Source organism: Mycobacterium sp. NPDC051804, assembly GCF_044452905.1.
Classification (GTDB): Bacteria; Actinomycetota; Actinomycetes; order Mycobacteriales; family Mycobacteriaceae; genus Mycobacterium.
This window is the reverse complement of record NZ_JBITCD010000001.1, coordinates 1-17952: the sequence shown is the minus strand read 5'-3', so window position 1 is coordinate 17952 and position 17952 is coordinate 1. Positions and strand designations below refer to the sequence as shown.

12 protein-coding genes and 1 pseudogene are annotated in these 17952 nt (G+C 67.5%); 5 read left to right on the top strand and 8 right to left on the bottom strand.

Annotated features, from left to right (window positions below; genetic code table 11):
• The first annotated feature begins 231 nt into the window (after positions 1-231).
• Positions 232-975, top strand: coding sequence for a DUF899 family protein (locus ACIA48_RS00065; RefSeq protein ID WP_396728399.1), 744 nt, complete (start codon positions 232-234; stop codon positions 973-975).
• Here ACIA48_RS00065 and ACIA48_RS00060 read toward each other — a convergent pair.
• Genes ACIA48_RS00060 through ACIA48_RS00050 form a run of 3 tightly spaced genes read right to left on the bottom strand, consistent with a single transcriptional unit; the run spans position 956 to position 3770 of the window.
• On the bottom strand, positions 956-1390 hold the full coding sequence (locus tag ACIA48_RS00060; RefSeq protein ID WP_396726296.1) for a hypothetical protein: 435 nt from the start codon (positions 1388-1390) through the stop codon (positions 956-958). The genes ACIA48_RS00065 and ACIA48_RS00060 overlap by 20 nt on opposite strands.
• Positions 1391-1447: 57 nt before the next feature.
• Positions 1448-2659: an FAD-dependent monooxygenase gene (locus tag ACIA48_RS00055; protein ID WP_396726293.1), complete on the bottom strand. Its 1212-nt coding sequence runs from the start codon at positions 2657-2659 to the stop codon at positions 1448-1450.
• 31 nt (positions 2660-2690) lie between these two features.
• The gene (locus ACIA48_RS00050) at positions 2691-3770 is read right to left on the bottom strand and encodes an ATP-dependent DNA ligase (RefSeq protein WP_396726290.1); all 1080 of its coding nucleotides are present in this window, start codon (positions 3768-3770) and stop codon (positions 2691-2693) included.
• A 121-nt stretch (positions 3771-3891) separates the two neighbouring features.
• Here ACIA48_RS00050 and ACIA48_RS00045 point away from each other — a divergent pair, with 121 nt between their 5' ends.
• From ACIA48_RS00045 to ACIA48_RS00035, 3 genes are read left to right on the top strand one after another with little or no spacing between them, the layout of a single operon-like run.
• Positions 3892-4329, top strand: coding sequence for an MmpS family transport accessory protein (locus ACIA48_RS00045; RefSeq protein WP_396726287.1), 438 nt, complete (start codon positions 3892-3894; stop codon positions 4327-4329).
• Positions 4326-7175, top strand: a complete 2850-nt coding sequence (locus ACIA48_RS00040) for an RND family transporter (RefSeq protein ID WP_396726284.1) — start codon at positions 4326-4328, stop codon at positions 7173-7175. Before ACIA48_RS00045 ends, ACIA48_RS00040 begins: the two co-directional genes overlap by 4 nt.
• On the top strand, positions 7175-7810 hold the full coding sequence (locus ACIA48_RS00035) for a TetR/AcrR family transcriptional regulator (protein ID WP_396726281.1): 636 nt from the start codon (positions 7175-7177) through the stop codon (positions 7808-7810). The genes ACIA48_RS00040 and ACIA48_RS00035 overlap by 1 nt, the downstream gene beginning before the upstream one ends.
• A 31-nt stretch (positions 7811-7841) precedes the next feature.
• Here ACIA48_RS00035 and ACIA48_RS00030 read toward each other — a convergent pair whose 3' ends face one another.
• A complete protein-coding gene (locus ACIA48_RS00030; protein WP_396726279.1) occupies positions 7842-9941 on the bottom strand; it encodes a glycoside hydrolase family 3 protein in 2100 nt (699 codons plus the stop codon).
• Entirely contained in the window at positions 9938-11005 is a 1068-nt protein-coding gene (locus ACIA48_RS00025; RefSeq protein WP_396726276.1) for a threonine aldolase family protein, read from the bottom strand. Before ACIA48_RS00025 ends, ACIA48_RS00030 begins: the two co-directional genes overlap by 4 nt.
• A 52-nt stretch (positions 11006-11057) precedes the next feature.
• On the opposite strand from ACIA48_RS00025, the gene ACIA48_RS00020 reads away from it, so the two are divergent.
• On the top strand, positions 11058-11801 hold the full coding sequence (locus tag ACIA48_RS00020; protein ID WP_396726273.1) for a DUF899 domain-containing protein: 744 nt from the start codon (positions 11058-11060) through the stop codon (positions 11799-11801).
• 80 nt (positions 11802-11881) lie between these two features.
• Here ACIA48_RS00020 and ACIA48_RS00015 read toward each other — a convergent pair whose 3' ends face one another.
• From ACIA48_RS00015 to ACIA48_RS00005, 3 genes and pseudogenes are all read right to left on the bottom strand, one after another.
• Positions 11882-14503, bottom strand: a complete 2622-nt coding sequence (locus ACIA48_RS00015; RefSeq protein WP_396726270.1) for a LuxR C-terminal-related transcriptional regulator — start codon at positions 14501-14503, stop codon at positions 11882-11884.
• A gap of 26 nt (positions 14504-14529) precedes the next feature.
• A complete protein-coding gene (locus ACIA48_RS00010) occupies positions 14530-14727 on the bottom strand; it encodes a hypothetical protein (protein WP_396726267.1) in 198 nt (65 codons plus the stop codon).
• Positions 14728-14791: 64 nt separating this feature from the next.
• Positions 14792-17952, bottom strand: a pseudogene (locus tag ACIA48_RS00005) (PE family protein); the annotation flags it as partial.

Sequence of the window (17952 nt, the reverse complement as noted above, 5' to 3'; positions counted from 1 at the left end):
GCATGGTTAATTTGCCCGACAGCGGGTAGACCACGGAAGACTGCACACCGGAGGAGGTTGGAATGCGAACTCTGCGAGGGGTACTCGACGCGCTGTTCTGGTTCGTGACGGCCTTAGCCGCGTTCCTCGGCGTGCTGCTGTGCGTAACCGTTGTCTCCCTCGTCGGCTTCTGACGCGCGATTACTTTTCGCGGCCCGGAGGGTCTACCCATCGAGCCGATGGAGGGAAACGATCGTGACTGAAACCAGATCAGTGGCAACACCGAAAGTCGTCGACCGCGCCGCTTGGCAGGCCGAACTCGACGAGTTGCTGGTGCGGGAGAAGGCGCACACGCGTGAGGGTGACGCGATCGCGGCGGCGCGACGGCGGCTGCCGATGGTTGAAGTGGACGCGCAGGCGCCGCTCGTCGGAGCGACGGGCACAGTGCCGTTGATCGACGTGTTCGAGGGCCGCACACAGCTGCTCACCTACTTCCACATGTGGCACGACGGCAAGCCCGCGGCCGAGCAGTGCGAAGGCTGCACGTTCTTCACCGGGCATGCGCAGGAGCTGTCCTATCTGCACAGCCGAGACGTCACTTACGCGACGTTCTGCGAAGGCGCGTACGCCGAGAGTGTGCGGTACCGGGATTTCATGGGGTGGGATATGCCGTGGTACTCGGCGCGCAACTCCGATGCGCTTCTACAGGGCCGCCATTTCGGCATGTACGTGTCCTATCTGCGCGACGGCGACCGCGTCTTCGAGACGTACTGGAACACCGGCCGCGGCACTGAGGCCGGAGCCAACAGCTACCACCTGATGGATCTCACGGTGTACGGCCGACAGGAGCAGTGGGAAGAGTCGCCGCAAGGGTGGCCGCAGCCTTACGACCCCTTGGCGGGGGCGCAGTTCCGCAATGGTGAACGGCCGACGTCACAGTGGTCGCGGATCGAGGCGGGCCGATCCGACGATCTGACTACACCTTCACGAGGCTGATCGGGTTCTGCCCGCTGGTCCAGTCCGGATCGCCGCAGACGCCAGGCTTCGACCGGAAGCTGACGGCCCCCACCAGGGTCGCGGGGTCGAACGAATACATCAGATCGGCGGGTCCGGTGCTGCCGTTGGGACATATCCGGCCATTCGGGACGTCTGTGCGTTCGATCGTCCACGGACCGCCTGCCACCCGGAGGATCTGCTCGACCAACCCGGTGGACGACGAAATCGTCCCGCCGCACGTGACTTCCGCATTGCACTGCGTGGTGATGTTCCACGTGTTCGACACCGGACCGTTTATGAAGGTGTAGTCGCCGTCGAGCCGGTCATCGGCCGACGCGGGACTCGCCAGCCCCACAGCGGCGGCGGCCAGGGCTGCGACCCACACGCCGGACGCCGCAATCGCTCGAATCGTCACCACGCGAGCATCACACGGTTCAGCTGTCCAGGTCCCCAAAAGAGGCAATCTTCCAGGTCAACCGGCCGCGGGTAGTCGGGCTGCGGGATAGTCCGGCAATCGCGCTGCGTCGCCGCCGATGTTGGCCACGCCCGTCAACCGGGAGAGTGTCCTGCCGACCGGACTCGCGGCCAGACCCGCGCCCGCATGCAGGACGCGAATACCGTTGCGCGTCCGTGGATTTGCCAGCCGGAGCACACCTTCGCGCACCCTCGGAGCAGTGCCGACGAACGGCTTCATCAGATCCTGATATCGAGCCAGGGCCACGTCCGTGTCGGTGGCTTCGGAAAGCTCACCGGCGAGAATGTAGGCGCCGATGAGCGCCAAGCTGGTTCCGGCGCCGCCGAACGTCGCATTGCAGAACGCGGCGTCCCCCAGCAGTGCGATTCGGCCCTTGCTCCAGCGTTCTGGTTGCACCCGGCCGACCGCGGAGAAGTACATCGGTGCCCCCTCATGCAGGGCTGCGAGCACACGCGGAGCAGCGCCACCGACATCGCCGAAGGTGCGATGGAGGATGGTGAGCTGCCCTTCACGATCGAGGTCTTCGAAACCGCGAACGTCGGAAATGAAGGTGAGGATGGCACGAGTGGTGCCGAGGTTGTCGGGCCGCAGATGCACGGCGCGGTGGCCGGTCGCGTGCTGCCAGTTCCACCATTGATCGTCGTCGTCGGTCCGGGGGATCGTCGCGTAGGCGAAGTGCATGCCGAGGTCGGTGACGTCGGCGGACGTGACGAACCGGCGGGACCGGGAGCGTAGCCCCTCGGCGATCACGAGCACGTCGGCATCAAGGTGCGTGCCGTCCTCGAGCGTGACGACGACGTGGTCGCCGTGCTCGGTGGCGTCGGCGATGCGAGCGTCGAATCGATAGTCCGTCAGGTCTTTCGTGGATTCGATGAGGATGCGCGAGAGCTCTCCGCGCAGGATCTCGAATTCTGCTGTGGGACCGTCTGGTTCGCCCGCAGACGCCACCGGAAACGATGCCGCCGTCGAGCCGTCCGCTCTGACGAACCGGGTACCCACCTCGGTCGTGTTGGCGGCGCGGATCTCGTCTTCGAGACCGAAGCGGCGGACGACCTCGCGGGCGGCCCCGCGGATGTCGACGTTTTGCCCCTCGTCCCGCCGCTGTGGGAAGCGTTCGATCACGGTGGTCCGCCATCCGCGGGCGGACAGTTGATGGGCCAGAGCGGGTCCGGCGATGCCGGCACCGGAGATGACGGCGTGGGGAGTCATGACCTAGCTATCTGCCCAACGGCGGTTGTGCCTAAACGCCGGGAGTCGCGCCCAGCCCGGGGACGATGTCGCCGAGGCTGAAGGTGACGGGCTGTTCGAGTTGTTCATACGTGCATGAGCGTGGGTCGCGGTCGGGTCGCCAGCGATTGAACTGCGCGGTGTGGCGAAACCGCTCGCCTTCCATGTGGTCGTAGCGGACCTCGACGACCCGCTCAGGCCGCAGCGGGACGAACGAGAGGTCCTTACCTGCGTTCCACCGCGATCCCTCGTTGCGGCGCGGGGTGCGTTCGCCCGACATGTGGGCGGCCCAGTTCCATGGATGCTCGTCGAATGTCGTTACCAGCTCCTGTAATTCGGTGAACAGCTCGCGCCGCCTGGCCATCGGGAACGCGCCGATCACGCCGACCGACGCCAGTGTGTCGTCGTCTTTGTACAGGCCGAGCAGCAGCGAGCCGATCGCTTCATCGCTCGACTTGTGCACCCGGTAGCCGGCGACGACGCAGTCCGCGGTGCGCTCGGGCTTGATCTTGAACATGACGCGCTTGTCCGGCTGATAGGTGACGGTCAACGGTTTGGCGATGAGGCCGTCGAGGCCGGCGCCCTCGAACTCGGTGAACCACCGTTGGGCGGTGGGTAGGTCGGTTGTCGCGGGCGTGACGTGAATGGATGGGCCCGTGTCCGCCAATGCGTCGACCAGCGCGGCGCGGCGTTCGCTGAACGGCCTGGACGTGTAGTCCTCGTCGTCGAGTGCGAGCAGGTCGAAGGCGATGAACGACGCGGGCGTCTTCTTGGCCAGCATCTGTACGCGGGAGTCGGCGGGGTGGATGCGCTGCTGCAACGCCTCGAAATCCAGGCCGTCGCCGGTGGCGATCACGATCTCGCCGTCGACGACGCAGCGCATCGGGAGTTCCGCGCGGACGGCCGCGACGAGCTCCGGGAAATACCTGGTGAGTGGGCGCTCGTTGCGGCTGCCGAGCTCGACGTCGAAGTCGTCTCGGAAGCAGATCGACCGGAACCCGTCCCACTTGGGCTCATACGAAGCGTCCGGCGGGATCGCCTTGACGGCTTTGGCCAGCATCGGTGACACCGGCGGCATCACGGGCAGGTCCATCAGTTCATTTCAGCACCCCGAGGAAGGGACGCAGTGCCCATCCCCAGGTTCGTGGAGTACAGTCCACCCGTCGCGTAGACGGAACTCAAGTTCCGTCACACGGTTGGGGTGAGGAGGTCGGGTGTTTCGAATGCTGACGAAGGCGTGGATGCCGCTGCTTCTGGTGGTCGTCGTCGCGCTAGGGGCGTATGCGGTGCTCCGTATCCGCGGCGACATCGGCGGCCATGAACTGACGACGGGCGCCGACTCTGGTGGCGGGTTCACCGATCCTTTCAACCCGAAGAACATCACCTACGAAATCTCGAGTACGTCGTCCGGTGGCCCGGTCAGCGTCGATTATCTCGACGAGAACGGCCAGCCGCATCACGTGGACGGCACGCTGCCGTGGTCGTTCACCATCGTCACCACTCTGCCGTCGATGTCGGCCAACATCGTCGCCCAGGCCGACACCAGCGTCGACAATCTGCGCTGCCGCGTCGTCGTCGACGGTCAAGTGCGCGATGACCGCAGCACCGACGAATACAAGCCCTTCATCTACTGCTTGGTGAAATCAGTATGACGGCAACACATTTGAAGAATCGGCGTCCGAGAGTCGCCCACCTGATCCGCATCCTGTCTGTGCCCATCATCATCGGCTGGATACTGCTTGCGGTCATACTTGGCGCTGTCTCGCCGTCACTCGATACCGTCGCCGATGAACATTCTGTGTCGATGAGCCCGAAGGACTCAGCGGCATTTCAAGGAATGATGAACATCGGCAAGGTCTTTCACGAATTCGACTCTGACTCAACGGCCATGGTGGTCATCGAGGGACAGGACAAACTGGGCGACAGCGCCCACGAGTACTACAACCAGATTCTGGAGAAACTCCGCGCCGACCACGAGCACGTGCAGTTCGCTCAGGACTTCTGGGGCGACCCGCTGACCGCCGCGGGTGTGCAGAGCCCGGACGCCAAAGCCGCCTACGTTCAGGTGTTCCTGACCGGTGCGCAGGGCACCACGCCCAGCCATGAGTCGGTGGCGGCGGTGCGCGACATCGTGAATTCGGTGCCGGCGCCCCCTGGCGTACAGGCCCACGTCGCGGGCAATGCCGTTCTCGTCGCCGACACGTCGATCGCCGGCCACAAGAGTCTGGCGGTGATGGCGCTGGTCTCCATCGGCGTGATCCTGGTCATGCTGCTCATCGTCTACCGCTCGGTCATCACCGCGATCATCGCGTTGTTGATCGTCGGCATCGAACTCTTTGCCGCACAGGGTGTTACCGCGACGGCAGGCAACCTGAACATCATCGGGCTCACCCCGTACGCGGTGAGCATGGTCACGATGCTCGTCATCGCCGCCGGCACCGACTACGTCATCTTCCTACTCGGCCGATATCAGGAAGCCAGGGCCAGGGGACTCGACCGCGAAGATGCCTATTACGAGGCGTACGAGGGTGTGTGGCACGTGATCCTCGGTTCGGGACTGACCATCGCCGGTGCGTGCATGTGCCTGATGTTCACCACGCTGCCGTACTTCACCAGCATGGCCCTGCCCTGCGCGATCTCGTTGTTGGTCGTGGTGGCGGCCGCGCTTACGCTGGCGCCTGCAGTTCTGGTCGTCGGGTCCAGATTCGGGTTCCTCGATCCCAAACGTGAACTGTCGACCCGCGGTTGGCGCAAGGTCGGAACGGTCGTGGTCCGGTGGCCCAAGCCGATGATCGTTGCCACGTCGGTCGTCGCGGTCGTCGGGTTCGTCGCCCTGCTGACCTATGTGCCGCAGTACAACGACGACAAGTTCACACCGGCCGAGCTACCGTCCAACGTGGCCATGGGGGTCGCCGAGCAGCACTTCTCGAAAGCCCGGATGAACCCCGAACTGTTGATGTTGGAAGCCGATCACGACCTGCGCAATCCGGCGGACATGCTCATCATCGACCGAGTCGCGAAGAGCGTCTTCCACCTTCGCGGTATCGAACGGGTGCAAACCATCACGCGACCCCTGGGCGCGCCGATCGAGCACAGTTCCATTCCCTTTCAGATCGCGATGCAGAACTCGGCCACCCTGCAGACCGCCAAGTACAACAACGACAACACCGCGCAGATGCTCGAACAGGCCGACGAGCTGAGCAAGACGATCGCCAACATGCAGCGCATGTACGAGATCACCCAGCAGATCGTCGGGGTCACCCACGACATGACGGCGCGGACGCACGACATGGTGGCCACTACCAACGAATTGCGCGACCACATCGCCAACTTCGACGATTTCTTCCGGCCGATGCGCAACTACTTCTACTGGGAACCGCACTGCTACGACATCCCCGTCTGCTTCTCGATTCGCTCCCTTTTCGACTCACTCGACGGCATCGACGCACTCGCAGGTAAGCTGGAAGGGCTCAGCGGGGACATCGACCAGCTCGACGTCCTGATGCCGCAGATGCTCGAAGTGCTTCCTCCGACAATCGATTCCATGAAGACCATGCGTGACTTCATGCTCTCGACACACAGCACCATGGCCGGCATCCAGCAGCAGATGCAAGAGGCCGCCCAGGGGTCGACGATGATGGGCAACTACTTCGATCAGGCCAAGAACGACGATTCGTTCTATCTTCCGCCGGAGGTGTTCACCAACCCCGACTTCGAACGCGGTCTGAAGATGTTCGTGTCACCGGACGGCAAGGCAGTACGGATGATCATCACCCACCAAGGCGATCCCGCCTCAGTCGACGGCATCCAGCACGTCGCAGGAATCAGGGACGCCGTTGCCGATGCCATCAAGGGCACCCCGATGGAAAACGCCAAGGTATCGCTGGCGGGTACGGCATCCCTGTATGCCGACATGCAGAACGGTGTGAAGACCGACCTGCTCATCGCCTGTATCGCGTCGATGATCCTGATCTTCGGGATCATGCTGCTGATAACCCGCAGTGTCGTCGCCGCGTTGGTCATCGTCGGAACGGTCGCGGCGTCGCTTGGCACGGCGTGCGGTCTGTCGGTTCTGCTGTGGCAGGACATTCTGGGCCTCGGCGTCCAGTGGATCGTGATACCGCTGTCGGTCGTGATCCTGCTGGCGGTCGGCTCTGACTACAACCTGTTGGTGGTGTCGCGACTCCGAGAGGAGATCCACGCCGGGCTGAACACCGGCATCATCCGCGGCATGGGCGCCACCGGACGCGTGGTCACCGCGGCCGGTCTGGTGTTCGCATTCACGATGATGTCGATGATCGTCAGCGATCTGCGGGTGGTCGGCCAGCTGGGTATGACGATCGGTATCGGTCTGCTGGTCGACACGCTCATCGTGCGGTCGTTCATGACGCCCTCGATCGCCGCGGCGCTCGGACGCTGGTTCTGGTGGCCGCTGAACACGTTCGAGATCGTCGACCGGACGAGCCGGCGGCAGGCGGAGTACCTAGGCTCGAGGTGATGACGGAGGCGGAGTCGAATTCATGCTCTTCGCGTGAGCGCTCATCGGCGCTGCGGCAGCGGACCGATGGTCGGCTGGACCGCACGCGCGACCCCGCGATCCTCGACGCCGCATTGGCCTGCCTGTCCGAGAACGGTTACGACGCGACGAACATGAACGACATCGCGGTTCGGGCCGGCGTCGGCAAGGCCGCCATCTACCGACGCTGGTCGTCGAAGGCGGCCCTGATGGCCGACGCGCTGGTCTACTGGCGGCCCGACCTTCTCGACAACGACGCCCCGGACACCGGGAGCCTGCGCGGTGACTTCGACGAGTTGGTCGAAAGGGTTAAACGCAACGACGAATCCTTGGTGTCGACGGACCTGATCCTGCGCGTCGCGGTGGAGGCGGCCAACGACCCCGAGCTCGCCGCGGCACTGGACGACCTCATGCTGCTGAGGGGCAGGCGCGTCATCGGGGCGATCCTCGAACAGGCGGCCGCTCGCGGAGAAATCCCCCCCGACCGTGATCGGTCGCTGGTCGCCGACGTCGCCACCGGAATGAGCCTGCTGCGGGTGATCCGCGGCCAGCGCGTCGACGCCGCGTTCGTGCGCGAGGTGATCGACACCCTGGTGATGCCCGCCGCCGAACGCTGAGCCGCCCCGGCGGCGACATCCGGCGCTGAGTTCAGCGCTTCAACGGCGTGTGGCATGCGTCCGGATCGCCGCAGTAGGCGCCGGCTTCGACGGTGACGTCGTCATCGTCGAACACGAAGCCGTCGGCGGTCCAGCGCTGTAGGGGCCGTGTCGAGCATTCGACCGTGACGGACGTGCTCGCACCGGCCGCCACGGCGACCGCGGCGAACCCGGTGAGATGACGCACCGGGCGACCGTCGACAGTACGTACCGCGTAGATCTGGACGACGTGGCGGCCGTCGCGGTCGCTCGTGTTGGTCACCGTCACGGTGGCATCGAAGCGTTCTTCACGAACGGGGCTGAGCTCCAGATCCGTGGTGGTGAACGTTGTGTACCCGAGTCCGAAGCCAAGCGGGTACGCCGCCGGCACGCCATCGTGATCGAGCCTGCGCTGACCCCACCACCGGTCGTACGTCACAGTGCGTGCACGCCAATCCACTTGCGGCAGTTGTGATTGCTGTGTGGGGGTGGTGACGGGCATCCGGCCTGTCGGCTCGGCATCTCCCAGCAGCACGTCGGCAAGTGCCCGGCCACCCTCCATGCCGGGATACCACGCCATGAGGAGGGCGGCGACGTCCTTGTCCCACGGGTGGACGACGACGGTGCCTCCTGAAATGACGATCACCACGGTGCGCGGATTCGCTTGGGCGACAGCACGGATGAGTGCCACGTCCTCGTCGTGCAGCCGCAGATCGGAGCGATCGCCGCCAAACGTCCACCAGCGTTGCGAAAAATTGAACAGCGCGCTGACCAGTTTGGCGACGCGTGGCCGACGCATGACCCCGCCGAACAACTGCATGGTGTCGGGGCCGAGGGCGATCAGCGCCTCACCCTCGTCCTTGGGCGTCAGGCCGACGACGACCACCGCGACATCCGCGTCGCGTGGATCTGCCGTGACGCGGTGACTGCCGAGACGTTCCCGCAGCCCCTGCAGCACCGAAACGGTGTTGCGCGGATGCACATTCGACGATCCGGTATCACCCAGGTTCGGGCGATCGGCAAGGCGGCCCAACACCGCGACACGTCGAAGCTTCTGCTCGTCGAGCGGTAAGAGCCGACCTTCGTTGCGCAGCAGGACCGTCGCACGGTGGGCGACCTCGCGAGCCAGCGCACGATGTTCCGCGCCGCCCACCACGGAGCGGGGCGGTGTGGGCAGGGCCCGCGCGGCGTACTCGATCTGGGTGCGCAGGATGCGGGCGCCGGCACGCGCGACGTCGTCGCGCTTCAACTCGCCGGAGCGCAGTGCTGCCGGTAGCGCATGGGCGCGCTGCTGCCGGAAAGGCATCTCGACGTCCTGGCCGGCCGCCACCGATTCCACCGGATGGCGCAGACCCCAGACCCAGTCGGTGTGCACGAAACCATTGAAACCCCATTGATCGCGCAGGATTTCGGTCAGCAGGTGACGATTCTCGCCTGCCCACTGGCCATTGACCGAGTTGTAGGCGGACATCACGGAGTCCACGCCGGCCTCGACAGTCCGACGAAAATGCGGCAAGTATCGCTCGTGGATTACGTCCTCGGGAACGCGGACGTCGACCTGGAACCGCGCCTCTTCCATGGAGTTGAGGGCGAAGTGCTTCACGCTCGTGATCACCCAATCGCGGGCGCCTTCGGTTGCCGCCGAACCCATTTCGCCGAGCAGCAGCGGATCTTCGCCGTAGGACTCCTGGGCGCGACCCCAACCGGGGAACGGAGCGACATTGATGCAGAGACCACCCCAGAAGTTGGCGCCGTGAACGCGCGCTTCGGCGCCGATCGCAGCGCCGACCCGCCGTTCGATGTCGACGTCCCAGGTCGCTCCGCGTGCGATGGCGACCGGGAAGCTGGTGGACGGCGCGATGCCGACACCGCGTGGGCCGTCGGTGAATCGGAGCCCGGGGATTCCGATGCGGTCGATGCGGCCTGCCGTCACGGCGAGGAAGTTCGTTCGCGTGCGGACACCGTCGACGACGGACTCCAGCAGCGCCTTGTCGCCGTCGAGCAGCCAGAGCAGCTCCTTGTCCGTGAGCATGTGCAGCAGTTCGGCTGCGGCGTCATCGGAGGTTTTGTCGCCACGACGGACCGCGCTCACCGCCTCGTCGAATGCGGTCATCGGCGCGCGAACTCGTCGGCGACGATCGCGACGAAGCGGTCGACATCCTCGGGTGTGGTGTCCCATGCGGTCATCCACCGGACCTCGCCGCGCGCGCGATCCCAGTCGTAGAACCGCGCCCGCTCGCGGATCCGGTCGGCGACGTCGTTCGGCACGGTGGCGAAGATCGCGTTGGCCTGGGTGTCCTGGGTGAACGTCAGATCACCCAGGGTGCCGTCGGCCTCGAGCGCGGTGCGCAGACGCTGCGCCATCGCGTTCGCGTGGGCCGCGCTGCGCAGGCCCAGATCGTCGTCGAAGAGCGCGAGCAGCTGTGCGGAGGGGAACCGCATCTTGCTTGACAGCTGCATCGTGAGCTTGCGCAGATAGATCAGCCCGGTGGTTCGGTCCGGGTCGAGCACGACGATCGCCTCCGCGCCGAGCAGTCCGTTCTTGGTTCCGCCGAGGCTGAGAATGTCGACGCCGGCGTCTGTGGTGAACTCTCGGAACGGCACGTCGAGTGCGGCCGCGGCATTCCACAGTCGGGCACCGTCCATGTGGACTGCCATGCCGCGCTGATGAGCGAAGTCGCAGATCGCGCGCACCTCGTCCGGGGTGTAGACGGTGCCCAGTTCGGTGGCCTGCGTGATGCTGACTGCAAGCGGTTGGGCCCGGTGTTCGTCGCCCCAGCCCCACGCCTCGCGCGCGATGAGTTCGGGCGTCAGCTTGCCGTCCGGGGTGGGGACCGTGAGCAATTTGAGACCGGTGACCCGCTCTGGGGCGCCGGCCTCGTCGGTGTGGATGTGCGCGTTGGTGGCGGTCACGACGGCGCCCCAGCGCGGCAACATGCTGGTGAGGGCGACGACGTTGGCGCCGGTGCCGTTGAACACGGGGAACGTCTCGGCACGCTCACCGAAGTGCGCGCGGATCACGTCGGCCAGCCTCGCGGTGTACTGGTCTTCGCCGTAGGCGACCTGGTGTCCACCGTTGGCCGCCGCGATGGCGGCGAGCACCTCGGGATGGGCCCCTGCGTAGTTGTCGCTCGCGAACGCGCGCCAATCGGGATCGTGGAGCGGGTATATCGGCACACGTCGATCCTGCACCCGATGACTATGACGCCGCTGGGAGGTCTATCTACGTATGGACGACATGACGAAGCAGGAAGGTCCAGCAATCCCGTCACCCTCGCTGCAGCAGGAGGAGATCGCGCTGCCGGACATCGTCTCGCGGGACGCATGGCAGGCGGCCCGTAACGACCTCCTGGTTGAAGAGAAGGCGCTGATGAAGGCGCGGGACGCGCTCGCCGCCAAGCGTCGGCGACTGCCGATGACCCCTGTGCGCACCGACTACCGGTTTCTGGGTCCTGACGGCGAGGTGGACCTCCTCGACCTGTTCGCGGGAAGGCGTCAGTTGATTGTCTATCGCTTCTTCTACGCGCCTGATGTCGAGAACTGGCCGGATGGGTCCTGCTCGGGCTGTGCGTTTTTCGCAGACACGGTGACACATCCTGCACACCTGGCGGCCCGCGACACGACTCTCGCATTCGTGACGGCGGCCCCACAGGAGAATGTCGCGCAGTTCAAGGGACGGATGGGGTGGGAGCACCTGTCGTTTTTCACCCTCGTCGGTGACGATTTTTCGAAGGACTTCGGCGTCGAAGAGATGTTCGGTGTCATCGTCTTCATTCGTGACGGCGATCGCGTCTTTCAGACGTATTTCCTCAACGGACGCGGCATCGAGGAGATCGGCCCGGCGTGGTCGTTCCTCGATATGACGCCCATGGGCCGGCAGGAGGATTGGCAGGACGTTCCCGAAGGACGGCCGCAGGGCGCGCCCTACGAATGGTGGCGCCTGCACGACAACTACGGCGAGATCGCCCGATAGGTCAGGATCGAAACCGTGGATCTCCTCAGGATTTGCGCCGCCTACTTGGTTTTCTGCCGAAAGCATCCTGCGGTCGGTCGTCAGCTGGTCGCCGCGGCGGCGCGTTCATTGAATTGCTGGATCAACGTAGACAGTTCCGACCGTGAGGTGACGCCGGCCTTGGCACTGGCCTGATAGATGTGGCCCTCGACGGTGCGCACCGACAACGACATCGCTTCCGCGATCGCCTTGTTGGACAGACCGTCCGACACCAGCTTGGCGATCTCGTGCTCGCGCCGGGTGAACGGGAGCCGCACGCGGGACGCGCCAAGCGCTGCGCTGACGGCACCGCCGCAGTCTCGGGCGAGCTGATCAGCGCGGCCACCCGCGGTGAGCGCACTCCCACGTCGTCCGGCGCGGCGGTACACCGTGCTCGCCTGAGCTGACGCGTCGGCCGCTGCCAATGAATCGCCCATAGCCTCGAAATCGCGAGACACCGCATCGAGGCCGGCGCCGTCGTCTGCTGCCAGAGCATGCGCGTATCGGGCCGCCAATGCTGCGCGCGGCCCTTCCACCAGTGTCGCGAGTTCAGTCAACCGGGCGGCACCGCTCGCGTCGCCGAACTGTACCGACGTCTGCAACGACAGCACCTCCCGCGCCAATTGTCCGTGACTCCGGGCGAATTCGGCTGCGTGACGGCTGAAGTCACGTGACTCTGTGATGCGGCCGGCGCCAGCCGCCACCCACGCAATGGCGAGGAGGTAGCCGGATTCAACGTATTCGTATGCGGGATGGCGACTGGCACGGGTGGCCTCCAGCGACCGCGCCGCCCCATCGCCATCGCCTGATCTGGCCAATACCTCGGTGTGCAGGATCCGGAATCGGTAGAACAGACCAGAGACCTCGCCGTACCCGCCGAAACTCGCTTGCGCCCCGCCCAAATGGCGCAGCGCGGCCGTCAGGTCACCGCGCCCAAGGGCGGTCATGCCAAGGGCCGCGAGCGCCATCGAACGAGACATGCCCGGCACGTCCGCGTACTGCCGGTGCCACCGCTCGGCGATCGAATGCGCTTCTCCGACGTACCCGGCGGCCAGCAATGCGTAGGCGTGGAACTCGGCGAGCCCCGAACCGTGGAAGGACTCCTGTGGTGATTCGACAAGTTCGCGATAACCCGCCGATGCCCGCTCGCCGGCGTCCTCGGCGCGTCCGAGGTCACCGAGCGCGATCGACTCCGCAGCGTAGCCGAGGATCCGGCCGTGGCTATCGAGTTGGTCGTAAGCGACTGCCGACATGGTTTCAACCGCTTTGGCGGGTCGTGCTCCCATCGCCTCCCCGACCGCGCGGAGTGTGTACAGCGAATGGTTGCGGTCGGCATCGCCGAGTTGCACGGCATCGTCGATGACGGCATTTGCCCGCTCGGGATTTCGCAACGGCAGCAACAGATTTGCCGCCCGAAGGATGACGCCGTCGATGAAGCCGGGGGCCGCGAGCTCGCGAGGGTCAAGCGTGTCAAGGAGCGCCTCGGCCGCCTGACCCTTCTCCTGCAAGTACAGGATGTAGGCCAATTGCAGCGTCGTGGCCGGGTTGTTCTGCGCGTCGTGAGCTCCCCGGGCCAGCCGCTCGGCTAGCGGGAGGTCGAGCCGCGACGAGGCGATGTTGGCGGCCTGGGAAAGTATCTCGGCGTCGGGCGGCAGGTCGGACTCCATCCAGAGCAGCCCGAGCCGAAGCGGGTCTGCCCCGACCGACTGCGCCATGGCCGCAGCGACGCGTCCGCGCAATCCGCGCAGCCGCAGCGAACCGCATTGGCCGAGGCGGATCTCGCCGTACAGCGGGTGGCCCACATACACGGCGCTGGTCACGGAAGCCGCAGCGATAAGCCCGCGTTGTTCGGCGGCCTGGATCGCCATCGGTTCGGCCAACGTGGTCAAAATTTCTTGTTGGACGGGCTCGGCGATGGCGACGAGATCGACCACGTCGCGCACGTCTTCGGGCACTGCGCCGATTTGAAGTTCGACCAGTTCGACCAGGGATGGTGACACCGATGTTTTCCCATCCCAATGCCATTCGCCGGCAATGCTTTTGAGACGACCGGTTTCCCGTTCGTGCTCGACGAGGTGGTGAAGAAACAGGACGTTGCCTCGGCTCAATTTCCACATCCGTGTCGCGCAGTCTGCACTGACCGGGCCGTTGAGGACGGACTGGAGGAGGTCGTCGGATTCGTTGCGGGCCAACGGCTGTAGGTCCATGCGGCGCAGCAGGCCGTCTTTCCAGAGCGAGGTCACCGCGTCGGGGGCGCGCTCGCCGGTGCGTACGGTGGCGACGACGCTCGCCGTACCCTCCAACACCAGTTGATGCACGATCAGCGCCGACATGTCGTCGAGCAGGTGGGCGTCGTCGACGAGCACCAGCAGGTTGGCGCCGTCAGTCTCAGCGGCGAGTCCCGTGACGACTTTCTGCGCGAGCGCCAGAGGCGAGGCATCTGCCGCATCCGCCCAGCGGGCGAACGCACCCAAAGTGACCTGCCGCCCGGTGGTGGTACCGGCGACACGTCGCACCGTCCAGCCCGCCTGCGCAGCCGCATCGGCGGCGGCGCGCGCCAATCGTGTCTTGCCGACACCGGCTGGACCGGCGACGACCACGCCGCTGTGGGGGTTAGCGGCGAGCGCGTCGCTGATGACGCGAAGCTCCTCCGTGCGGCCAGTGAGAGGCCACAGGTCCACCATGGCGCGATCCTAGCGACTCGATTAGGTCATTTCAGTGGTTTGCTGAGTGCTGCGTCCAATTTTCGTCGGGCCAGGTCGAGCGTAGTCGCCAGGCCTTCTGGTTCTATTTGCAGATAGCCGCAGATGACATCGTCGGCTACTCCGGCATCGCACAGGCGCAAAGCCAGCGAATGCGCTTCGGGCAAGGTACGAAGCGCCGTCTCGTACTCATCTGGAGTCGTCATCAGTCGTCGTCAAATGACAACGGTGAACACCACGGTGTACTCGACGCCAGCCGGGAGGCCAGGCCTAGACACCGCCGGCTCCGCCAGCCCCACCGGTGCCGGGTTCGCCGCCGATGACGCCGAAGGCCCCCTGCGGGTCGCCACCGGGAGTGCCCGGCGTGCCGGGCTGCCCCTGCACCACGATGTCGTCGTCGATGTCGACCCGTTGACCGCCCTCGCCGCCCTTGCCGCCAGCCCCGCCGTCACCGCCGGGCTGAGAGGATCCACCTGGCGAGAACGAGCCCATGCCTCCTCGGCCGCCGTCTCCACCGTCCCCACCTCGGCCGCCCGCCACCTTGCCGCGGCCGCCGTGGCCGCCGTCTCCACCTTGTTCACCGGGGTTGCCGAATCCAAGGAAGGTGGATCCGCCGTCACCGCCGATGCCGCCGTCACCGCCGAGGCCTCCTATTCCGGAGAAACCGAAACCGCCGTTGCCGCCGCGGCCACCACGTCCGGGAGGGGCGGCGCTGATGTCGTCGCCGCCATTGCCACCCCAGCCGCCGTTGCCGCCGTTCGCTCCATCGCCAGCGTCGCCGCCGGTGCCGCCGTTACCGGCGGCGAGAATGATGCCCACGGTGTCGAAGCCGTTCCCGCCGTGGCCGCCGTCACCGCCGTCACCTTCGACGCCGGCAACCCCTGATGCGCCGACAGTGGAGCCCTGGCCCCCGACTCCCGCCGCGCCGCCGTCGGCGCCGAAACCGCCCCTACCGCCTCGACCCCCATCGCGTTCGCTCGGGACGAACGACTCGCCGCCATCCCCGCCGCGGCCGCCGTCGCCGCCGTCGCCGCCATCCCCGCCGTTGCCGCCAGCCCCGCCGACGCCTTGCGCACCGTCACTACCAGCGCCGAGTGCGGTGCCACCGGCCCCACCTTGGCCGCCGGTTCCGCCTGCCCCGCCGAGCCCTCCGCCGGAGCCACGGCCGCCTTCGCCGCCCTTCGGGCTTCCGACATTGCCGTCGGCGCCGGTGCGTCCATCGCCGCCCGTTCCGCCCACGCCACCCGTGCCGCCTTGGCCGCCGTCACCGGAGATGGTGCCGCCCTTGCCGCCGGTGCCGCCGACTCCGCCGGTGCCGCCGTTGCCGCCGTTCGCGCCGGGGGTGGCCGGGGTGGTGGTGCCGACGCCGCCCTTGCCGCCTTGGCCGCCAGTACCACCGTTGCCGACCGCTCCGCCGTCACCGCCGGTGCCGCCGGCCCGGCCGTTGCCGCCTGGGCCGAGCCCGTCAGCGCCCGCGCCTCCGGTGCCGCCGTTACCCCCGCTGGTCGCAGTGCTACCGGTGCCCCCGGTGTCTCCGGTGGTGGAGCCGGTGCCTCCGGTGCCGCCAGCACCGCCTTGTCCCGGGTTGCCGCCGTTGCCGCCCTTGCCGCCGGTCCCGCTGTTATGGGTCACCGTTCCGGTGGCGCCAGCGCCGCCGGTGCCACCTTGGCCGCTAGTGCCGCCCTTGCCGCCGGCCCCGCCTGCACCCTTGCTGCCGGCTTGGCCCGCCGCGGCGGTGCCTCCGTCGCCGCCGTCGCCGCCCTGTCCGCCAGTACCGCCCTGTCCGCCGGCACCGCCGTCGGTGCCGTCGGCACCCGAGATGGCGCCCGTCGCACCGTTGGCGCCCGTTCCGCCGGTGCCGCCCTGTCCGCCGGTGCCCCCTTGGCCGCCGTCGCCGCCGTTGCCGGCCAAGGCGCCGCCCGCGCCGCCCTGTCCTCCGGCGCCAGCCAGACCGCCGTCGCCGCCCGTTCCGCCAGTGGCCCCCGGCGTCGCCCCGGTGAGACCGGTGAGGCCGATGACTCCGTCACCGCCGGTGCCGCCGTTGCCGCCGTCGCCGACCAGGCCGCCGTTGCCGCCGTCACCGCCTTTGCCGCCCGGCAAGACGGTGCCATCGAATGAGTAGCCCATGCCGCCGTTGCCGCCGTTGCCGCCGTTCCCGCCGGTGGTCGCGGTGCCGCCGTCGGCGCCGTCGAGGCCGGTGATCGATCCTGACCCGCCCTTGCCGCCGAGACCTTGGGCGCCGGGATCGCCGCCGTCGCCGCCCTTGCCGCCGGCTCCGCCGAAGGAGCCCGTGTTGTCGCCGCCGTTGCCGCCGTCCCCGCCGGCGGCTCCCGTGCCGCCGGCCCCACCGGTCCCGCCGTTGCCTTGTTGGCCGGCCTGACCGACCGGTGCGGCGCCGCCGGCTCCGCCCTTTCCGCCGTCGCCACCGTTGCCGCCGGCCCCGCCGTCGGTCCCGTCCTCGCCGGTACCGCCGCCGTTGCTGCCGTTGCCGCCGTTGGTGCCCGCGGTGCCGTTCTGGCCGAAGCCGCCGTTGCCGCCCCTGCCGCCGACTCCACCGTCTCCGGCTTCGGTGCCGCCCTTGCCGCCCGCGCCGCCGTCGCCGCCGGTGCCACCGGAGCCGCCGGCTTCTCCGGCGCCGGTGGGAACAACGCCGTGGGCGCCGAAGCCGCCGTTGCCGCCGGTCCCGCCGTTGCCGACCAGGCCGCCGTCACCGCCCTTGCCGCCGGCCCCGCCCGCTTGACCGGTGTAGAGGAAACCGTGACCGCCGTTGCCGCCGTTGCCGCCGTTGCCGCCACTTGTGGGCGTGCTCCCAGCTGCACCGTCGGCCCCCGCGGTCGAACCGGCCCCGCCGTTGCCGCCGAGCCCGCCGGCGCCCGGGTTGCCGCCGTTGCCGCCGTCAGCACCTTGGCCGCCGGAGATGGCCGTTGAGGCTCCATTGCCGCCGTCACCCGCAGCTCCACCCGAGCCGCCGGCTCCGCCGGCCCCGCCAACACCCTGGAGGCCGAACACGCCTCCCTTGCCGCCGTGCCCGCCGGACCCGCCCTGACCGGCGGTACCGCCGTTGCCGCCCTCACCGCCAACAACACCGCTGAGCACCCCGCTGGTGCCGCTTGCGCCGGCCCCACCGGTTCCACCGGTCCCTCCGGCGCCGCCGGCTCCGCCGCTGCCGAAGAGCAGCGCGCCTGCTCCGCCTGCGCCGCCGGCGCCGCCTGTGCCGCCAGCCTGGCCGTTGCCGCCGTCGACGACACCCGAAAGTCCGTGCACGCCGACGGCGCCGTTGCCGCCGTTGCCGCCGGCTCCGCCGTTGCCGTAGAGGAGGCCTGCGGCGCCGCCGGCCCCGCCGGCTCCGCCGGCAGCGCCGTTGGTGAGGGCATGTGCGCCGTCGCCGCCTCTGCCGCCGTTGCCCATCAGCATTCCGCCGGCGCCGCCTG